At 70.7% G+C, this 18042-nt stretch carries 17 protein-coding genes and 1 pseudogene; 11 read left to right on the forward strand and 7 right to left on the reverse strand.

Going from position 1 to position 18042, the window contains the following annotated elements; translation table 11 throughout:
- Positions 1-186 precede the first annotated feature (186 nt).
- Genes FBY22_RS13065 through FBY22_RS13085 form a run of 5 tightly spaced genes read left to right on the forward strand, consistent with a single transcriptional unit; the run spans position 187 to position 5114 of the window.
- Positions 187-945, forward strand: coding sequence for an ABC transporter ATP-binding protein (locus FBY22_RS13065; protein ID WP_142145250.1), 759 nt, complete (start codon positions 187-189; stop codon positions 943-945).
- A complete protein-coding gene (locus FBY22_RS13070; protein WP_142145252.1) occupies positions 942-1754 on the forward strand; it encodes an ABC transporter ATP-binding protein in 813 nt (270 codons plus the stop codon). Before FBY22_RS13065 ends, FBY22_RS13070 begins: the two co-directional genes overlap by 4 nt.
- A 5-nt stretch (positions 1755-1759) precedes the next feature.
- On the forward strand, positions 1760-2641 hold the full coding sequence (locus tag FBY22_RS13075; RefSeq protein WP_142145254.1) for a branched-chain amino acid ABC transporter permease: 882 nt from the start codon (positions 1760-1762) through the stop codon (positions 2639-2641).
- On the forward strand, positions 2638-3831 hold the full coding sequence (locus tag FBY22_RS13080; RefSeq protein ID WP_142145256.1) for a branched-chain amino acid ABC transporter permease: 1194 nt from the start codon (positions 2638-2640) through the stop codon (positions 3829-3831). Before FBY22_RS13075 ends, FBY22_RS13080 begins: the two co-directional genes overlap by 4 nt.
- A 5-nt stretch (positions 3832-3836) precedes the next feature.
- Positions 3837-5114, forward strand: coding sequence for an ABC transporter substrate-binding protein (locus FBY22_RS13085; protein ID WP_142145258.1), 1278 nt, complete (start codon positions 3837-3839; stop codon positions 5112-5114).
- Between the two features lie 301 nt (positions 5115-5415).
- Here the strand turns inward: FBY22_RS13085 and FBY22_RS13090 are convergent, their stop codons facing one another.
- Together FBY22_RS13090 and FBY22_RS44135 are read right to left on the reverse strand one after the other, a co-directional pair.
- Positions 5416-5613 (reverse strand): carboxymuconolactone decarboxylase family protein, encoded by a 198-nt coding sequence (locus FBY22_RS13090; protein ID WP_142145260.1) that lies wholly within the window; start codon positions 5611-5613, stop codon positions 5416-5418.
- Between the two features lie 81 nt (positions 5614-5694).
- Positions 5695-6195: a hypothetical protein gene (locus FBY22_RS44135; RefSeq protein ID WP_174267049.1), complete on the reverse strand. Its 501-nt coding sequence runs from the start codon at positions 6193-6195 to the stop codon at positions 5695-5697.
- On the opposite strand from FBY22_RS44135, the pseudogene FBY22_RS45915 reads away from it, so the two are divergent.
- Both FBY22_RS45915 and FBY22_RS13100 read left to right on the forward strand, forming a co-directional pair.
- Positions 6163-6237 (forward strand): annotated as a pseudogene (locus tag FBY22_RS45915) (helix-turn-helix domain-containing protein); the annotation flags it as partial. The gene FBY22_RS44135 and the pseudogene FBY22_RS45915 overlap by 33 nt on opposite strands.
- Positions 6238-6415: 178 nt before the next feature.
- Positions 6416-8836, forward strand: coding sequence for a SpoIIE family protein phosphatase (locus tag FBY22_RS13100; RefSeq protein ID WP_174267134.1), 2421 nt, complete (start codon positions 6416-6418; stop codon positions 8834-8836).
- A gap of 16 nt (positions 8837-8852) precedes the next feature.
- Here FBY22_RS13100 and FBY22_RS13105 read toward each other — a convergent pair whose 3' ends face one another.
- Positions 8853-10469, reverse strand: a complete 1617-nt coding sequence (locus tag FBY22_RS13105) for a cation acetate symporter (protein ID WP_142145265.1) — start codon at positions 10467-10469, stop codon at positions 8853-8855.
- The gene (locus tag FBY22_RS13110; RefSeq protein ID WP_142145267.1) at positions 10466-10975 is read right to left on the reverse strand and encodes a DUF485 domain-containing protein; all 510 of its coding nucleotides are present in this window, start codon (positions 10973-10975) and stop codon (positions 10466-10468) included. The genes FBY22_RS13105 and FBY22_RS13110 overlap by 4 nt, the downstream gene beginning before the upstream one ends.
- Positions 10976-11189: 214 nt before the next feature.
- Here FBY22_RS13110 and FBY22_RS13115 point away from each other — a divergent pair, with 214 nt between their 5' ends.
- Complete coding sequence (locus tag FBY22_RS13115; protein ID WP_174267135.1) at positions 11190-12197, forward strand: NADP-dependent oxidoreductase; 1008 nt, start codon at positions 11190-11192, stop codon at positions 12195-12197.
- On the forward strand, positions 12194-12997 hold the full coding sequence (locus tag FBY22_RS13120; protein WP_142145269.1) for an SDR family NAD(P)-dependent oxidoreductase: 804 nt from the start codon (positions 12194-12196) through the stop codon (positions 12995-12997). The genes FBY22_RS13115 and FBY22_RS13120 overlap by 4 nt, the downstream gene beginning before the upstream one ends.
- Here FBY22_RS13120 and FBY22_RS13125 read toward each other — a convergent pair.
- Positions 12921-13202, reverse strand: a complete 282-nt coding sequence (locus tag FBY22_RS13125) for a hypothetical protein (protein ID WP_313905382.1) — start codon at positions 13200-13202, stop codon at positions 12921-12923. The two genes, FBY22_RS13120 and FBY22_RS13125, sit on opposite strands and share 77 nt — an antisense overlap.
- A 505-nt stretch (positions 13203-13707) precedes the next feature.
- Here FBY22_RS13125 and FBY22_RS13130 point away from each other — a divergent pair.
- Positions 13708-15480 carry a hypothetical protein gene (locus FBY22_RS13130; protein ID WP_142145271.1) on the forward strand — a complete coding sequence of 591 codons (1773 nt, stop codon included), beginning with the start codon at positions 13708-13710 and terminating at the stop codon, positions 15478-15480.
- A gap of 31 nt (positions 15481-15511) precedes the next feature.
- Here the strand turns inward: FBY22_RS13130 and FBY22_RS13135 are convergent, their stop codons facing one another.
- Positions 15512-16075 carry an ABATE domain-containing protein gene (locus FBY22_RS13135; RefSeq protein WP_142145273.1) on the reverse strand — a complete coding sequence of 188 codons (564 nt, stop codon included), beginning with the start codon at positions 16073-16075 and terminating at the stop codon, positions 15512-15514.
- A gap of 177 nt (positions 16076-16252) precedes the next feature.
- On the opposite strand from FBY22_RS13135, the gene FBY22_RS13140 reads away from it, so the two are divergent.
- On the forward strand, positions 16253-17089 hold the full coding sequence (locus FBY22_RS13140; protein ID WP_142145275.1) for a prephenate dehydratase: 837 nt from the start codon (positions 16253-16255) through the stop codon (positions 17087-17089).
- A 320-nt stretch (positions 17090-17409) separates the two neighbouring features.
- On the opposite strand, the gene FBY22_RS13145 is transcribed toward FBY22_RS13140, so the two are convergent.
- Entirely contained in the window at positions 17410-17898 is a 489-nt protein-coding gene (locus FBY22_RS13145; RefSeq protein WP_142147586.1) for a TetR/AcrR family transcriptional regulator, read from the reverse strand.
- Positions 17899-18042: the final 144 nt, after the last annotated feature.

The following is an 18042-nucleotide window of genomic DNA, read 5'->3' on the forward strand; positions in this document are numbered from 1 at the left end:
GCGCCGATCGTCGCCGCCCGCCTCGTGCTCCGTCAACAGGCTCGGAGTGAGACATCAAGCGTTATCTGTGCGCGGCGCACAGTCCGACGGCCGGGAAGTTGGGTGCTCGCACCCAATGTGCGCCCCGAACGCCCCCACCTACTGTGACGCTCTCCCACCCCCAAAACGTCGGAAGGGGCGTCACTCATGCTCGCGGTCGACGGTATCACCGTGCGTTTCGGCGGGATCACGGCACTTGACGGTGTCGCGTTCACCGTCGAGCCGGGCACCGCCGTAGGGCTCATCGGACCGAACGGAGCCGGCAAGACCACCTTGTTCAACTGCCTCACCAGGCGCTGTACCCCCGACGGGGGATACGTGCGGTTCGAGGGCGAGGACCTGCTGGCCCTTCCTCCGCACGCCGTGGCTGGGCGCGGCATCGCCCGCACCTTCCAGAACCTGGGCCTGTTCCCGCGGCTCACGGTCCGGGAGAACGTCATGGTCGGCGCCCACAGCCGGGGGCACACCGGACACCTCGCCGCGGCACTCCGGCTGCCCCGCGTCCGGCGGGAGGAGAGGGAACTGTGTGATCAGGCGGACGACCTGCTACGGCGGCTCGGTCTGGCGGACGTCGCCGACCACCCCGCCGCCGGGCTGCCGTTCGGCACGCTCAAGCGCGTCGAACTCGCCCGGGCCCTCGCCGTACGGCCCCGGCTGCTGCTGCTCGACGAACCCGTCAACGGGCTCAGCCACGGCGAGGTCGGCCAATTCGCGGATCTGGTCCGGTCGGTGCGTGAGGAGTTCGACCTCACGCTCGTGGTGGTCGAACACCACATGGGCTTCGTGATGGGCCTGTGCGACAAGGTGGTCTGCCTCGACTTCGGCCGCAAGATCGCCGAGGGCACGCCGGAGGAGATCCAGCGCGATCCGGCGGTCGTCGAGGCGTACCTGGGAGTGGCCGCATGAGCGAGCCCACCACCACTGAGACCACGCAGCCGGAGGTCCCGACTGCGGAACCGGACTTCCTGAAGGTGTCCGGACTGCATGCCGGATACGGCCAGGCCCGCGTCCTTCAGGGCCTCGACTTCTCCGTCGCCCGCGGCGAGGTCTGCGCGATCCTCGGACCCAACGGCGCGGGCAAGACCACAACACTGCGGGCGCTGAGCGGCATGGTCCGCGGCCGCGGCTCGGTCACCGTGAACGGCACGGAACTGCTGTGCCGTTCGCCCGAACAGGCCGCCCGGCTCGGCGTGGCGCATGTGCCCGAGGGGCGGGGCACCTTCAATGAGCTGACCGTCGAGGAGAACCTCCGCGTCGGCGCCCACCTGCGCACCGGCTCCGGATGGCGGAGCCGCGCCGAGCGGGCGGCCGTGGCCGCCGACCTGGACCGGATCTACGGCCACTTTCCCAAACTGCGCCAACGCTCGCGGCAGGCCGCCGGCAGCCTCAGCGGCGGGGAGCAGCAGATGCTCGCCATCGGCAGGGCCCTGATGCTGCGGCCCTCGCTGCTGCTCCTCGACGAGCCGTCCCTGGGCCTCGCGCCACTGGTCACCCGCGAGCTGTTCGAAATCGTCCGTGCCGTCAACGAGGAGGAACGCACCACCGTGGTCGTCGTCGAGCAGAACGCCCAGCTCGCGCTGGACATCGCGCACCGGGCGCACGTCCTGGAGGCCGGCCGCCTGGTGCTGTCCGGGCCGGCCCAGCAGATCCGCGAGGACGGGCAGGTCGCCGAGGTCTACCTCGGTGTCTCCCTCGGCTCCCGCAAGGCCGGGTGAGCGCTGTGACCGACTTTCTCCAGCAGCTGGTGGAAGGACTGGGCTCCGGCGCGGTGTACGCCAGCCTGGCTCTGGCCCTCGTACTGATTCACCGGTTCACGGGCGTCGTCAACTTCGCGCAGGGCGAGCTGGCCATGCTCTCCACGTATGTCGCCTGGCAGTTGGTGGCATCCGGGATGCCGTTCTGGCTGGCGCTGCCGGTCACCCTCGCGGTGTCCTTCGCCGGCGGCATGCTGGTCGAGCGGATCGTCATCCGCCCCGTGCAGGGCGCGCCCGAGCTGACGGTGGTCATCGTCACCGTCGGCCTGTTCATCTTCGTCAACGCGCTGGCCGGCCTCATCTGGTCGTTCACCGTCAAGGACTTCCCGCAGCAGTTCCCCGACGGCGGGCTCGACCTGGCCGGGGTACGCGTGGACTGGTCGACGCTCGGGATCCTCGGCGTGGTGGGCGTCGTGATGGGCCTGCTGTATCTGCTGTTCCAGCACACCTCCATCGGCCTGGTGATGCGGGCCGTCGCCTGCAATCCGGCCTCCGCACGGCTGTCGGGCATCCGGGTGGGCCGGGTCCTGATGCTCGGCTGGGGGCTGGCCGCGACGGTCGGCGCCGTGTCGGGCGTGCTCGTCGCCCCACTGCTGTTCCTGGAGCCCAACATGATGGGCGGGGTGCTGATCTACGCCTTCGCCGCGGCCACCCTCGGAGGCTTCGACAGCCCCGTCGGCGCGGTCGTCGGCGGCCTGTTCGTGGGCGTCGCCGAGACGCTGACCGGGGCGTACGTCGATGTGGTCGGTGCCGATCTGAAGGTGGGCGTGCCCCTCGTGATCATTCTGGCGGTGCTGCTGGTGCGGCCCCAGGGTCTGTTCGGACGAGCGGCGGTGGAGCGCGCATGAGCACCCTCACCACGGCACTCGGCACCGACCGGGCCCGGCGGCTGCGAGCCGCGCTCACCGCGCTGCTCGCGGTGGCGGTCGCCTGCGGCGCACCGTTCTACTTCGCCCCTTTTCAGGTCTTCCAGCTGACCATGGTGCTGCTGTACGCCGTCGCGCTGGCCGGGCTGAACCTGCTGGTCGGCTTCGGCGGGCAGATCTCGCTCGGGCACGGCGCGTTCTTCGCGGCGGGGGCCTACTCGGCGGCGATCATGCTCGACCGGTACGACACCGGCCACCTGGCCACGCTTCCGGTCGCGGCCGCCGGATGCTTCCTGCTGGGCCTCGGGTTCGGAGTGCCCGCGCTGCGGCTGCGTGGGCTGTATCTGGCCCTGGTCACCCTGTCGTTCGCGGTGTTCCTGCCGTCCCTGCTCAAGCGGCTCGAACCGGTGACGGGCGGCTCCATGGGCCTGACCGTGGACAAGCTGCAGCCACCCGCGTGGAGCGGTCTCGCCGAGGACCAATGGATGTACTTCGTCGTCCTCACCGTCGCCGCGGTGGCCCTCTTGCTCGCTCGCAACCTGCTGCGCTCCCGGGTCGGCCGGGCCCTGCTCGCCGTACGGGACAACGAGAGTGCCGCCGAGGTCATGGGCGTACGCCTGTCGCTGCACAAGACGCTCGCCTTCGCGTGGAGCGCGATGTTCGCTGGTGTCGCCGGGTGCCTGTACACCTGGGTGATCGGCTTCGTCTCGCCCGACTCCTTCAGCTTCGTGCTGTCCATCACCCTGCTGGCCGGCCTGGTGGTCGGTGGGCTCGGCTCGCTGTACGGGCCCCTGCTGGGCGCGGCGTTCGTGATGTACGTGCCGAGTGTCTCCCAGGACCTCAGCGAGGCCGCGCCGGGAGTGGTGTTCGGCCTGCTGATCATCACGGTGATGTTCGTGGCCCCGACGGGACTTGCCGGTCTGCCGGGCCGTGTCCTGGGAGCCATAGCCCGCCGCCTGCCCCGCACCACTGCCACAGCCACGGCCACCGCCACCGTTCTCGACCGGACACCCGAGGCTGAATCCGCGCTCGACGCGGAGCCGGACTCCCCACCCGACGCGGAGCCGAACTCGCAGGCCGAAACCCGACCCTCCGCGACGCTCACCCCTGCGGACCCCGCAGTAGCCGACGCCGAACCCGTGGGCGCCCCGCCCCGCACGGAAAAGGACTGAATCACATGCGTAAGACCACCGCTCTGCGGGCTGCCGCAGCCGCCACCGCCGCCCTGCTCACCGCGACCGCCTGCAGCAGTCAGCGAGGGCAGGACACCCAGGACACCGCCGCCGACGGCGCGTGCAAGGGGCAGCAGACCACCGGCATCACGGACAAGACCATCAAGCTCGGCGGGATCTACCCGCTGTCGGGACCGGCCTCCGCGTACGGCACGATCAGCAAGGGTGTCGCCGCCTACTTCAAGTACGTCAACGACAAGGGCGGCATAGACGGCCGCAAGGTGCAGTTCGTCGTCCGTGACGACGGCTACCAGCCGCCCAAGGCGGTCGAGGAGGCCCGCAGACTCGTCGAGCAGGAGAAGGTCTTCGCGGTGTTCCAGACGCTGGGCACCCCGTCCACGGCGGCCGTGTGGGACTACCTGAACAAGCAGAAGGTGCCGCAGCCCTTCGTCGCCACGGGTGCCTCCGTCTGGGGCAGCGACGACAAGCACCCCTGGACCATCGGGTGGCAGCCCAACTACGTGGCCGAGGCACGGGTATACGCCAAGTACCTCAAGGAGGAGAAGCCGAACGCCAAGGTCGCGGTCCTCTACCAGAACGACGACTTCGGCAAAGACCTGCTGGGCGGGTTCAAGAAGGCCGTCGCCAGCAGCGGCATCAAGGTGGTCGCCGAGGAGAGCTACGAGGTCACCGACCCGTCCGTGTCCGCGCAGATGGCGAGCCTGGCCCGCTCCGAGGCGGACGTCCTGCTCGACATCACCACCCCGAAGTTCGGCAGCCAGGCCCTCGCCGCCGACGCCAAGAACACCAAGTGGAACCCGCTGCACATCGTCAACAACGTGTCCTCGTCCGCCGCCGTGCTCCAGCCTGTCGGGTTCAAGAATGTCCAGGGTGTGGTCTCGGCGACCTACTTCAAGGACCCCGCCGACCCGCAGTGGGCCGACGACCAGGAGATGAAGGCGTACCAGGACGCACTGCACAAGTACGCGCCCGGCTCCGACCCGGCCAACCAGTTCAACGCCTACGGCTGGGCCGTCGCCTCCAGCCTGCACAAGGCGCTGGACGCGATGAAGTGCCCGACCAGGGAGGGGCTGCGGGACGCGGTGCGTGACCTGAAGGGCGTGAAGGTGGGGATGCTGCTGCCCGGCGTCACGCTGTCCACGGGCCGCGACGACGCCTTCCCGATCGAGACGATGCAGCTGATGCGGTTCAAGGGCGAGCGGTGGCAGCTGTTCGGCAAGCCGGTGGACACCCGTAAGGAGTTCGGCCCGCTGGCGAAGTGAGCCGGCGGGGGCGGTCCCGGTCGATGCCCTGACCCCTCGGGACCGCCCCCGCCCCCGCCCCGTCAGCTGAGGTGGAGCGGACCGGCGGCATCCATGCCGGCGGCCCTCGTGCTCAGACGGGGCGCCCGAGGCATCGCCGTGACCAGGTGGCCGCGGGCAGGCGTGCGTCCCGGTGCAGTTCGTCGGCGGCGAGCAGCAGATGGGCGTCGGCAGGCGCCCACCCCTGGGCGTCCGGGCCTGCGCCGATCCGCCGGATCTCCTCGTCGGTGACCCCGGCGGCCCGGGCCAGCGGTACATGCCGTCAACATTCGTAGGCTGCCCGGGTGTTGTACGCGGTGCGCAGGATCAGCAGTTCCCTGGTCCGGGAGGGAAGACGGCCGTCGCGCAGCAGATGGCTGCCGAACGGCAGGAAGTGCCGGAACAGGTCGGGGTGCCGTACCAAGGTGGTGAAGACGTTGGTGAGGCGGCCGTCGGCGTCGCGGGGAATCAGGGCGAGCAACTCCCGGGTGGCCGGTCCCAGTCGTCCTCGGCCGGCGGCGTGAGCCGTGGGCCGGTGTCGGCGCCGGCGTGGTGGGGGTGGTCATGGTGCTCGTCGGTCATGGCGGTCTCCGCGCCGTACCGGGCCGTCAGAGCCGTACCGAACGGCGGCCTCGGTCCTGACGTGCTCGTACGCTCCCTGGAGTCCCACGCCCGCAGGACCGGCCGAGGCGCGCTGCTCACCGTGCTGGACGACGCCGTCGCCGGAGTCGTCGAGGCGAAGCCGGAGACGGGCGACCTGGAGGTGACGGCGGGGCTCGGCCCGCCGACGGACCTCACCGCGGCGCACCGCTCCTTCCGTACCGCCGGCCGGCTGTTGGATGCCGCCCGTGCGTACGGTCTGCGCGGCGTGTACGACCTGAGCGACCTGTCCTGGCGCGTGGCCGTCGTCTCCGAACCGGAACTCGCCGAGTTGCTGATCGACCGCTATCTGCGCCCACTGGAGGCGGAGGGTGAGTTCGGAGCGCTCATCGAGGAGTCGGTGCGGGGATACCTGCAGAAGGGGCGGCACATCCGTGAGGTCGCCCGCAGCGCACACGTCCATGTCAACACCGTCCGCTACCGGCTGCGCCGGTTCGAGGAGCTGACCGGTGTCGGCCTGGGCAGTGCGGATACAGCTGTGGAGCTCAGCTGGGCCCTGGCGGCACGCGACCTGAGGACACCCCCGCGCGGCCCGGCGGGCCCTGTTCATGGCGCGGTCCCGTGGCGGCGGGCTACGGACGTTGTCAGAGTGGGACTGTGCCGGTACAGCGGTGGAGAAGCGGATGACGGAGTTCAGCGAAAGCCACGACGATCCGTTCGCCCTGCACCTCGTCGCCCTGGCGGTGCTCGACGACCGGGGAGTCGTGATCGGATGGAACCGGCGGGCGCAGGAGCTGCTCGGCCATTCCGACACGGCCGTGCTCGGCCGTCCGGCCTTCGAGGTCCTTGTCGGCCCGAGCGAAATGCCGGCCGCCAGGGAGGCCGCGGCAAAGTGCAGGAAGGCCGGCGGCTGGTTCGGGGTGCTGAAGGTGCGCCACCGCGACGGGCGGCTCGTGGAGATGGGGCTCAGGGCCCATGCGCTCTCCCGCGACGGCCAGGCCTCTGAGTGGCTACTGGCCGGGGCACTCGCGGCCGACGTCCTGGAGTGGCAGCGGGACCGTGCGGTCCTCGACGGTCTGTACCGCCAGTGCCCGATCGGACTGGTCGTGCACGGCACCGACCTGAGGCTTCTCAGGGTCAACCGGGCCATCGAACGCTTCAGCGGCGTCCCCGCGGCGGGCTTCGAGGGGCTGCCCAGCGGGCAGATGCTCATCCCCGACGACGCACGCAAGGCCCTGGACCGGGTGCGCCAGGTGATGGAGACCGGCAGACCGCTCGTCTACTCCGAGCAGTTCGTCCGCCTGGAGCAGGATCCGGGACGGGAACGGGTCGCCCTGGTCTCGTCCTTCCGCATGGAGGATCCCGCGGGCCGCGTCCTGGGCGTGGCCGAGATGATTGAGGACATCACCGACCGTCATCGGGCCCAGCGCCGGCTCGCGCTCCTCGACCAGGCCGGCAGCCGTATCGGAACCACCCTCGACGTGGCGGAGACCGCCAGGGAACTCGCCGAGGTGATGGTGCCCCACCTCGCCGACCACGCGTCGGTGGACCTGCTCCAGCCGGTGACGCGCGGCGAGGAACTGGCACCGGCCCTGGCGGGGCCCGTCGTACGGCTCGGCGCCAGCAGCGTGGGGGCCCAGCAACCCGGCCCACCGCACCCCCACGGCGAGCCGGTGGACTTCGCGTCCGACTCACCCCAGGCCAGGTGCCTGTCCGAAGGGCGGCCCGTCCTGGAACCTGTGCTGCCGCCCGAATCGCTCTCGACGGAAGGCCACCAGGGAGCCCACGCTCCGGACCTGAGCGTCCACTCGCTGATCGTCGTACCCCTCGCCGCGCGCGGCATGGTGCTGGGCGTGATGACCCTGTGGCGTTCGCGCCGCCCCGACCCCTTCGAGGCGGACGATCTCACCCTCGCCCAGGAACTCGCCTCGCGCGCCGCCGTCGCCATCGACAACGCCCGGCGCTTCACCCAGCAACAGCAGACCGCGTTCACCCTGCAGAGCAGCCTGCTGCCCCGGGCGGTCCCGGACCAGCCGGCCGTCGAGGTGGCCCTGCGGTATCTGCCGGCCAGCGCGGCTCCGGGCCTGGGCGGCGACTGGTTCGACGTGATCCCCCTGTCCGGGGCCCGGGTCGCCCTCGTCGTCGGCGACGTGGTGGGACGCGGCATCCACGCGGCCGCCACCATGGGCCGGCTGCGCACTGCCGTACACACCCTCGCGAGCCTCGACCTGGAACCGGACGAGGTCCTCTCCCGGCTGGACGACATGGTCAACCTGCTGGCCGTCGAACAGGAGGCGGCGGGCGAACGGCCCGTCGGCGAGCAGGTCGTCGGCGCCACCTGCCTGTACGCCGTGTACGACCCGGTCTCGCGGCGGTGTTCCGTGGCCCGCGCCGGCCACCCGCCGCCCGTGGTGACCACTCCGGACGGACACGTCGCACCGCTCGACCTGCCCGCCGGCCCGCCGCTCGGCCTGGGCGGCCTGCCCTTCGAGGCCCGGGAGGTCGAACTGGCCGAGGGAAGCCTGCTGTGCCTGTACACCAACGGCGTCATCGGCGAACGCCACCTCGACCCCGACGCGGGCCTGTCCAAACTGTGCGCGGCGCTCACCCGCCCGGCGGACGCCCTGGAGCGAACATGCCAGGCTGTGGTCGACTCGCTCGTACCGTCGCGCCCCAGCGACGACGTCGCCCTGCTGATCGCCCGTACGCGCATGCTGCCGCAGGACGACGTCGCCTCGTGGCAGCTGCCGCCGGAGCCGGCCAGCGCCGCCCGCGCACGGGCGCTGACCTCGGCCAAGCTGACCGAATGGGGTCTGGAGCATCTGGCGTTCACCACCGAGCTCATCGCCAGCGAACTGGTCACCAACGTGTACCGGTACGCCAGCGGCCCCGCGACTCTGCGGCTGATCCGTGAACGGACCCTGGTGTGCGAGGTCAGCGACACCAGCCACACCTCCCCCCACCTGCGCCGCGCCCGTACGACCGACGAGGGCGGGCGCGGCCTGTTCCTGGTGGCGCAGATGGCCGAACGCTGGGGCACCCGCTACACCCGCGAGGGCAAGACCGTGTGGACCGAGCAGTCACTGACCGGCATGCTCACCTGACCCTCTCAGGCCGCGGTCATTCCGCTGCGGCGAGCAGCCGTGCCTCGCTCTCGTCGTACAGTCGCCGGTTCACCCGGCTGTCGGCGGCGCGGCGCCGGTGGTCCAGGCGGCTGCCCAGCCACCCGGCCAGGTAGCCGAACGGGATGGAGATCAGCCCGGTCGACTGCATCGGGAACAGGTCGAAGTCGGCGTTCGGGAAGACGGCGGACGGTGTGCCCGAGACGGCCTTGGAGAAGATCATGAGCAGCAACGCGCAGGCCGCACCGCCGTAGAGGGTGGCGAGCAGGCCGGTGCGTGTGAATCCGCGCCAGAACAGGGAGTAGGTGAGCGCGGGTGCCACCGCCGACGCGCCCACGCAGATGGCCAGAGTGGTCAGCACACCGACGTTCCAGTTCTGGACGACCGTGGCGAGCCCGATGGCCACGGTTCCCACGCCCACGCTCGTCCACGCCGCCACCGTCATCTCCGTACGCGGCTCGGCCTGTCCCCGCCGGGCCGCGTGGGCGAACAGGTCGTGGGCGAGCGAGGAGGCCGCGGCCAGAGTCATCCCCGCGACCGACGACAGCAGGGTGATGAACACCATGCCCGCCACGGCCGAGTAGAGAATCGTCGTGCCCGCGGAGGAGGAGGCTCCGCCGAGCACCTGCGACAGCATGAGCACCGACGTCCGGCCCTGCGGGTCGGCCGCGGTGATGTCCCGCGATCCCACCAGCGCCGCCGCGCCCGTACCCATGACGATCACGAGCAGACAGAACGTGGTGACCGTGCCGACCGCCCACGACATGGAGCGACGCACGGCCGGCACGTCCTGCGCGGAGTACAGACGCATCGTGATGTGGGGGAGACAGGCCACGCCGAGGACCACGGTGATCTGGAGACCGACGAAGTCCAGCCGGTCGACGGCCGAGGTGCCCAGCTGAAGGCCCTGCTGGAGGAAGGCCGGGCCCGCGCCGCTGCCCTGCTGCGCCGCCCTGAGGACGTCGCCGGGATTCCAGTCGAAGCGGTTCAGCACCAGAGCGGCGATGACGAAACTGGTGCCGATCAGTATCACGATCTTGATCATCTGGATGAGCGCAGTGCCCCGCATACCGCCGAGCGCCGCGTAAATGATCATCAGGCTGCCGACGATGACGATGCAGGCCGTCCTGGCGCCCGCCACGTGCGGGATGTCCAGGATGAAGGTGAGCAGTGACCCGGCCCCGGAGAGCTGGACGACGAGGAAGGGCACGGTCGCCGAGAGCGTCACGACGCAGGCGGCGACCCGCACCGCCCGCCCGGGCATGTTGCGGGCCAGGACGTCACCCATGGTGAATTGGCCGGCGTTGCGCAGGGGTTCGGCCAGCAGGAACATCAGCAGGACCAGGGACAGGGCCGTGCTGACCGCGAGGACATAGCCGTCGTAACCGGCGAGCGCGATGATGCCCGTCGTGCTCAGGACCGTGGCCGCGGAGATGTAGTCGCCCGCGATCGCCAGGCCGTTCTTGAGCGGGGTGAGCGAGCGGTAGCCGGTGTAGAAGTTCGTCAGGTCGTCGCGTTCCGGTCCCGCCATCACGCACATCATCAGCGTGAGGGTGACCAGTGTGGTGAACAGGACCAGGACGACAGCCTGCGTCCCGGGGCTGAAGTCGTTCATCTCGCCGTCCCCGCGTTCAGGCCGGCGGGGACCGCCCGCTCCCTGACGGCCAGGGCCAACGGATCCACCGAGCGCTGTGCGCTGCGTCCGTACCAGGAGACCGCCGCGAAGGTGACGACGAGCTGGAAGACCCCCAGGGCCATTCCCAGGCTCAGCTCCCCGGCGACACTGGCCCCCATCAGACCGGGCGCGTAGCAGGACAGCACGACATACACCACGAAGGAGCCGAGCGCGGTGAGGGTGGAGATCCGGCGGAGCGTGCGGTAGGCCGAGCGCAGGGCGGCGAGGTCGGCGTTGGGCCGCTGGGTCTCGTGCGCGTACGGCTCGTCCCAGGAAGCCTGTCCGTACGGCTCGGCCCACGAAGCCTGCCCGTACGATTCGGTCCAGGGGGCTTGCCCGTACGGCTCGTACCGCGGGGCGTGGTGTCCGTACCGCTGGTGCTCGGTGTGGGGCGGCGGCCACCCCGTGTCCGAGGGTGGATGCCGGTTCTCGTCGGCGAATGTCATCGCAGGGCCTTCCGCTACGGCGATGGCTGTGAGCGGGGCACGATACCGACTGGTTGGAATGCTCAAAAGTTCATCGCGGGTCACGTTTCGGGGTCGGTACGGCTCTCTGGATACAAGTCGCCGCGCGACGTGCCCCGTGTGTGGCGAACGTCATGCACCAGGCATACCTACTGGTCGGTACCCTGCGGCGGAGCCGTGAACGACAGGAGGCGCGATGTCTGCGACCAACCGCCAGATCCGTCTGGCAGCCCGCCCCGTGGGCGAGGTCAAGCCCGAGGACTGGGAATACTTCTCAGGGCCCGTCGATGAGCCGGGCCCGGGCCGATTCGCGGGCCGGACGCGCGTCATCTCCCTGGACCCGGCGATGCGGGGCTGGCTGGACGACCGTCCCTCGTATCTGCCGCCGGTGGGCATCGGCGAGGTGATGCGCGCCGGGTCGGTCATCGAGGTCACCGCGTCGAATCACCCCGACTTCCAGCCGGGCGATCACGTGGTCGGCACGTTCGGCGTCCAGGAGTATGTGGTCTCCGACGGCAAGGGTGCCCTGAAGGTCGACACCTCCCTCGCCCCGCCCTCGACTTATCTCGGCGCGCTGGGCATGCCCGGCATGACCGCCTACTTCGGTCTGCTGGACGTCGGGGCGCTGGAGGACGGTGAGACCGTCGTGGTGTCGGGGGCGGCCGGGGCGGTCGGCACGATCGCCGGCCAGATCGCCAAGGCCAAGGGCTGCCGGGTCGTGGGCATCGCCGGAGGCCCGGACAAGTGCGCCATGCTCGTCGACGAGCTGGGATTCGACGCGGCCATCGACTACCGCGCCGAAAACGTCAGGAAGGCGCTGAAGCAGCACGCTCCCGACGGCATCGACGTCTACTTCGACAACGTCGGAGGGGACGTCCTCGACGCGGCCCTGACGAGGCTGGCGATGCACGCGCGGGTCGTGGTCTGCGGTGCGATCAGCCAGTACAACAACGCCACGCCGGTCAAGGGCCCGTCCAACTACCTCTCGCTGCTGGTGCGCCGCGCCCGCATGGAGGGCTTCGTCGTCTTCGACTACGCCAAGCGCTACGCGCAGGCGGCGCAGGAGATCTCCGCCTGGATCGGGGCCGGCCGCATCAAGGTCAAGGAGCATGTGGTGAAGGGGAGCGTGGACGACTTCCCCGAGACGCTGGGGATGCTCTTCCGCGGGGAGAACGTAGGCAAGCTTGTCCTGGAGCTGGCATGACGGCCGTCGAGAGCGCCGTCGCCACCCGGCCGGGACAGGCGGACGGCGCCGCGCTCCACGGCAAGGTGGCGATCGTCACCGGCGGTGCCAGTGGACTGGGCCGGGCCGCGGCACTGGCGCTGGCGGAGGCGGGGGCGCGCGTGGTCGTCGCGGACCTCGACGCGCGGGGCGGCCGCGAGGTGGCCGACATGGTCGGCGGCCGTTTCCGCGCCTGCGACGTCTCCGATCCCGACGCCAACCGCGCGCTGGTGGACTTCGCCCAGGAGCAGTATGGCGGCGTCGACTTCGCCTTGCTCAACGCCGGAGTGGCGACCGGATGCGGCGTCGGTGAGGACTTCGACCTGGCACGCTATCGCCGCGCGATGGGAGCCAACCTCGACGGCGTGGTCTTCGGCACCCATGCGGTGCTGCCGGCGCTGCGGGCCCGCGGGGGAGGGGCCATCGTGGCGACCGCATCCCTGGCGGGCCTGGCCGCCGTACCGCTCGATCCCCTGTACGCGGCCAACAAGCACGCGGTCGTAGGGCTTGCCCGCTCCCTGGGGCCGGCTCTCGCGGCGGACAACGTGCGCTTCAACGCCGTCTGCCCCGGCTTCGCGGAGTCGCGGATCATCGATCCGCTGCGCGACATGCTCTCCAAGCAGGGGCTGTCGGTCATTCCGGCCGAGGTCGTGGCGGACACCGTGCTGCGGATCCTCACCGGAGACGGCACGGGGGAGTGCTGGTTCATCCAGCCCGGCCGCGATCCGGAGCCGTTCCGGTTCCGTACGGTCCCTGGTCCCGGCGAGCCTGTCGGCGTCTGAGAAGACCGTCAGGCGATGGTGGGCTGAGAGGCGAACGCGCGCTCGAGCAGTGCGTACAGAGTGTCCTGCTCCTGCTCGCGAGTCTGCTCAGCCCGGCCAGCGTCTTGTTCGTCTTCCCGCGGATCACGTCGATGACCTGCTCGCCCTCCTCGGTGAGCAGGACGTTCTTGACGCGCCGATCGGAGGGGCTCGGCTCGCGGCGCACCAGGCCGCGCTTCTCCAGCCGGTCGACGAAATCGTGTGGGCACTTCGATCACCGCGACCGCGGATGCTCACACCCTTGAAAACGAACCCATCCCACGAACCAGGACAGCGGAAACGGCTACGACGGCGCGCCCCTGCCCGCTCCGGAGCTGCCACCCCTGCCGCTGAAGCCCCGGGGGCGGGTGCGCTGCGTCAGATGTTCAGGATGCGAGCAGGTCGACGCTGCCAGGGGCGATCACACGCATGAAGACGATTCACGCAAACCGCTTACCGACTACAGCCTTGTAGACACCGTCTGAACTGTAGACGATCGAGGAGGGGCGTCCGTTCCCGTCCATGACCCGAACGGCGGACAGCTGAATCCCTGTCAGGTCCCGTGGCCGACGGACCCCCGGTCCTGCGGAACCTCGTGCCGCGGCTCGTCTCCCGCACGGCGCACTCGGCGGATCTCCGGTGGCCGTACGTACGCGGCCGGCGCCCAATGGGGGCGAGACAGGAGGTGGTCCATGGCTGACACCGACCGCGCCGGAACGAGCGTCGGGATCCGGCGCCGTACCGCCACGGATCCGGTGGCGCCGCCCGCACCCCCGACCCGGACACGTGGAGTTCCGCAGGCCGCGCCCCGGCAACTGCACCGGGGCATGACCCTCGTCGCCACGATCAGCTTGTTCATCGGCACCCGAGCGGCCTGGACCGACGCGATGCTCTCGCGCCCGCTCGTCGCCGGGGTCATCTCGGTCTGCTACGCCTCGATCCTCCTCTGCGCCGTTCTCGGGCTGGTCGTGCGCACCCGCCACGGGCTCGTCCGGGTCGACGCGGCCGTCCTGGTCACCGCCGTCGTCCTGGTGACGTGCGGCTACCTGCTGGATCACATGGGCAGCGACGAGGGCGTACTGACCGCTCAGGCGGCGAACGAGCTCTTGCACGGCCACCCGGTGTACGGACAGCCGTGGCCCTGGCTGTTCGGAACCCCGCGCGTCGGGATCACCAAGACCATGTCGGGCGGCGCGGACTACACGTACGGCTATCCGCCGCTGACGGCGCTGCTCGCGGCACCGGTGCACGCCGTCGTCCACGCGACGGCGGCCGCCACCCTGGTCACGACCTCCGCCCTCCTCCTCTCCTCCGTCCTGCTGTGGCTGCTGCTGCCGGCGCCGTGGCGCTCCGCCGCCACGGCCGTCTGCCTCGGCTTCGGGTTCCTGCCCCACTACGCCTATCTCGGCTACCCGGCCGTCACGGCCCTCGCGCTGCTCGTGCCGGTGGTGGTCCGCTGGCCCGACACGGGCCGGGACGGGCACCTGGGACCGGGAGGCGTGCTGCGCGCGGCCTGTCTGGGCGCGGCCGGCGCCGCCCAGCAACTCGCCTGGTTCCTGGCTCCGTTCCTGCTGATCGGTCTCTACGCCGTCCGGAGGGGCGAACTGGGCCCGCGGCGCGCCCTGGCGGTCACCGCCCGCTACGCCGCCACCGCCGCCCTCACCTGGTCCGCCCTCAACGCCTACTTCGCCGCCCAGGACTTCTCGGCCTGGCTGGACGGCATCCTCCTGCCGCTGCGGCAGAAGGCGATCCTGCACGGGCAGGGCGTGATGGGCGTCTCCTACTACTTCACCGACGGCAGCAGCCGCCTCGACTACTACTCCCACGGCAGCCAGCTGCTGCTGTTCGGCCTGCTCGCGGTCACTCTGCTGTTCGTCCGGCGACTGGGCCCGGCCATCACCGCCCTGCCCTGGCTGGCGTTCTACCTGGCCACGCGCTCCCAGGACGGCTACTTCCTGATGATGACCCCGCTGTGGCTGGCGGCCGTGGCCACGGTCCCCGCGGCCGCCTTCGCCACCGCCTGGCAGCCGCGTGTGCCGCGCCTCACCGGCCGGCGGGCGAAGGCCGCCCTGGCGGCCGGGCTGCTCACCCCGGCCTTCGTCTGCGTGCTGGTCGCCGCCGCGAGCCCTCCGCCCCTGCACATGAGCCTCACGCCCCGCTATGCCACGCACGGCTCACGCGTCGGCGTCACGGCCATCCGGCTGCGGGCCGTGAACACGACGGGCACGACACTCTCCCCGCACTTCGCCAGCCGCAGGGGTCAGGGCGCCTCCGACTGGTGGACCGTCGCGTCCGGCCCCGCCACTCTGGCGCCGCACGCCTCCGCCGACTACGTCGTCGAGCCCCCTGGCGGCTTTGACCCCGTGCCGGGCGGGCGTTCGCGGACCTATCTGATCGCCGTCACCGGAACCCCGATGACGATCACCACCGCCGACATCCCGGCAGCCTCTCCCGCGACACGGTGAGGGCCGGACTCCCGAGGACCGTGGGTGTCCGTCAGCGGGCGGCCACGTCGGGCGCGGTCTTCTTCCGCGCGCGGTAGGCGGCGGCCTTGATCTTGTTGCCGCACGACTCCATGCCGCACCACTGGCGCCGCATGCCCCGGGAACGGTCGATGTAGACCCTGGTGCACTCGGGGTTGCCGCACTCCTTCATCAGCGGCACGTCAGGGCCGCTGAGGAGCTCCACGGCCTGCCGGGCGACGGTGGCCAGCGCTTGTTCGGGCGTGGCTTCCGTGTGCCTGCCGGTCAGGGTGAGCTGAGGGGTGACGGGGGTCTTGCGTGCGGCGGCGTTGAGCACGGCGAGTGCCTGCCGGTCGAACTCCTCGCCGAGCCGGCGGTCGGTCACCAGTCGGTAGACGGCCTCGCGCACGGTGATCGCCGCCTGGACGTCGTCCTCCCCGCCGGGCGTGATCGTGTCCACGAGCCCGGACTCCAGGTACCAGGCGTTCAGCCGGTCCGGTGTCACGAACATCTCGAAGCGGGTGGAGCGCCGGGCCCGCAGTGTGGCCGCGAGGTCGAGAGCCGGGTGCCCGCACACGAAGACATGATCAAGATTCACGTCACCATTTTGACAGGTGACCAAAGGGTGGTGCAAACCGGCAGGCCGGACCAGAGCACCGTCAGGCACCCTGGTGAATGCGAGCGAGGCACTTTCACCGATACTTCAGCGGTGCGGCAGCCGACCGACCTCTCTCCTGCCCACGACAGAACCTGCCCCCAGGAAGGCTGAACCACGGTGACGACCGCCGCATACCAGGGTGAACCCGGATCCAACTCGGCGACCGCCGCGCGCGCCCTCTACCCCGACGCCGGGCACATGCCCTGCACGAGCTTCGAACAGGCCCTGGACGCCGTGACCCTGGGTGCCGCCGACGTCGCCGTCATCCCCGTCGACAACTCCGCGGCCGGCCGCGTCGCCGACGTACATCACCTGCTGCCGGAGTCCGGCCTGTTCATCGTCGCCGAGCACTTCCTGGCCATCCGCTTCGATCTGATGGGCGCGCCCGGCGCCACCCTCGACCAGGTGGAGTGCGTACGCAGTCACGTGCACGCGCTCGGGCAGTGCCGCAAGGTGCTGCGGGAGGGCGGCTGGCGCACCCTCGTCAGCGACGACACGGCCGGTGCGGCACGCGAGGTGGCCGAACTCGGCGACCCGCGGCACGCGGCGCTCGCCCCGCCGGCCGCGGCCGAGCTCTACGGTCTCGAGGTGCTGCGCGCCGAGGTCGAGGACGACCCGGACAACACCACGCGGTTCGTCGTCCTCTCCAGGGAAGCCGCCCTGGCCCCGCACACCGGGCAGCCGACGATGACGAGCCTGTTCTTCAGCGTCCGCAACATCCCCAGCGCCCTGTACAAGGCGCTCGGCGGGTTCGCCACCAGCGGCGTGAACCTCACCAAGATCGAGAGCTACCAAATGGGCGCGGGGCTCAACGCCAGCCGCTTCTACGCCGAGATCGAGGGGCACCCCGACGACGAGCGCATCGCCCTCGCCCTGCACGAACTGCGCTTCTTCTCCACCGAGGTGCGCATCCTCGGCGTGTACCCGGCGCACCCGCACCGGCTGGCCGACTGAGCGCCCGGCCAATGGGTCGGTGCGGCCGAATCGGTGCGTAACGGAATGTGGCGGGGCCGCCGTTGGTTTCCCGGAGCACTCACCGACGGAAGACGCCTTGACCCACTCCGACCCCACCGACCAGCCGCCCCGACTCCGTCGCGTCCGTCTGCCCGGAACCGTGTCGCCGCCCCGTCAGGCTGCTGCCCGGCGCCCGGCGGGCGAGCAGGACACGCAGCAGACGTCCGGTGCGGAGGCGGCTCGGCAGAACATGGAATGAACCTCACCCGACGGCCCTCGGGGGCACCTGAGTTCAGGTGTTCCCGAGGGCCGTCGGCGTGTCAGGACGTCCCGAGGCCGTTGAGGAGGGTGTCGACGACGACGTCCGCCGCCTGTCCCGGGCTCAGTTCGGGCAACTGCCGGGAGACCAGATGCATCAGCTGGGGCAGCATCGCGCTCGCCCAGCCCTGCGGGAGTCCTGGGCGCAGGAGGCCCTCGTCGGTGGCGCGTCGCAGGAAGGCGTCCATCTCCTCGATGGCCGCGTCACGGCGGGCGTGGACGCTTTCGTCGGCCAGCATCCGGTTGAGGTCGACGGGCCAGGTGCGGTTCACGGCGATGATGTTCTCGACGTAGCGGTGCAGGGCGACGGCCACGGGTGCCTCACGCAACCGGGCGTCCTCGATGGCGAGTTCGATCGCCGTCAGGCGGGCTTCGTAGATGGCCGTGAGGAGGTCCTCGCGGGAGGCGAAGCGGCGGTAGACGGTGCGCCGGTCGACCCCCGCCTCGGCGGCGATGCTCGCGATGCTCGCGCCGGGGTCGGCGGCCAGCATGCGTGCGCCGGTGGTCAGGACCGCTTCCAGATTGCGCGCTGCGTCGGCTCTCACCGCACCGAGTCTAGTGGCGGGATGTGATGCCTGAGACATCTAGTGTCTCAAAAGAGATGAGGTATGGGTGGAAAATGCTACACGTATGTA

Source organism: Streptomyces sp. SLBN-31 (assembly GCF_006715395.1).
Classification (GTDB): Bacteria; Actinomycetota; Actinomycetes; order Streptomycetales; family Streptomycetaceae; genus Streptomyces.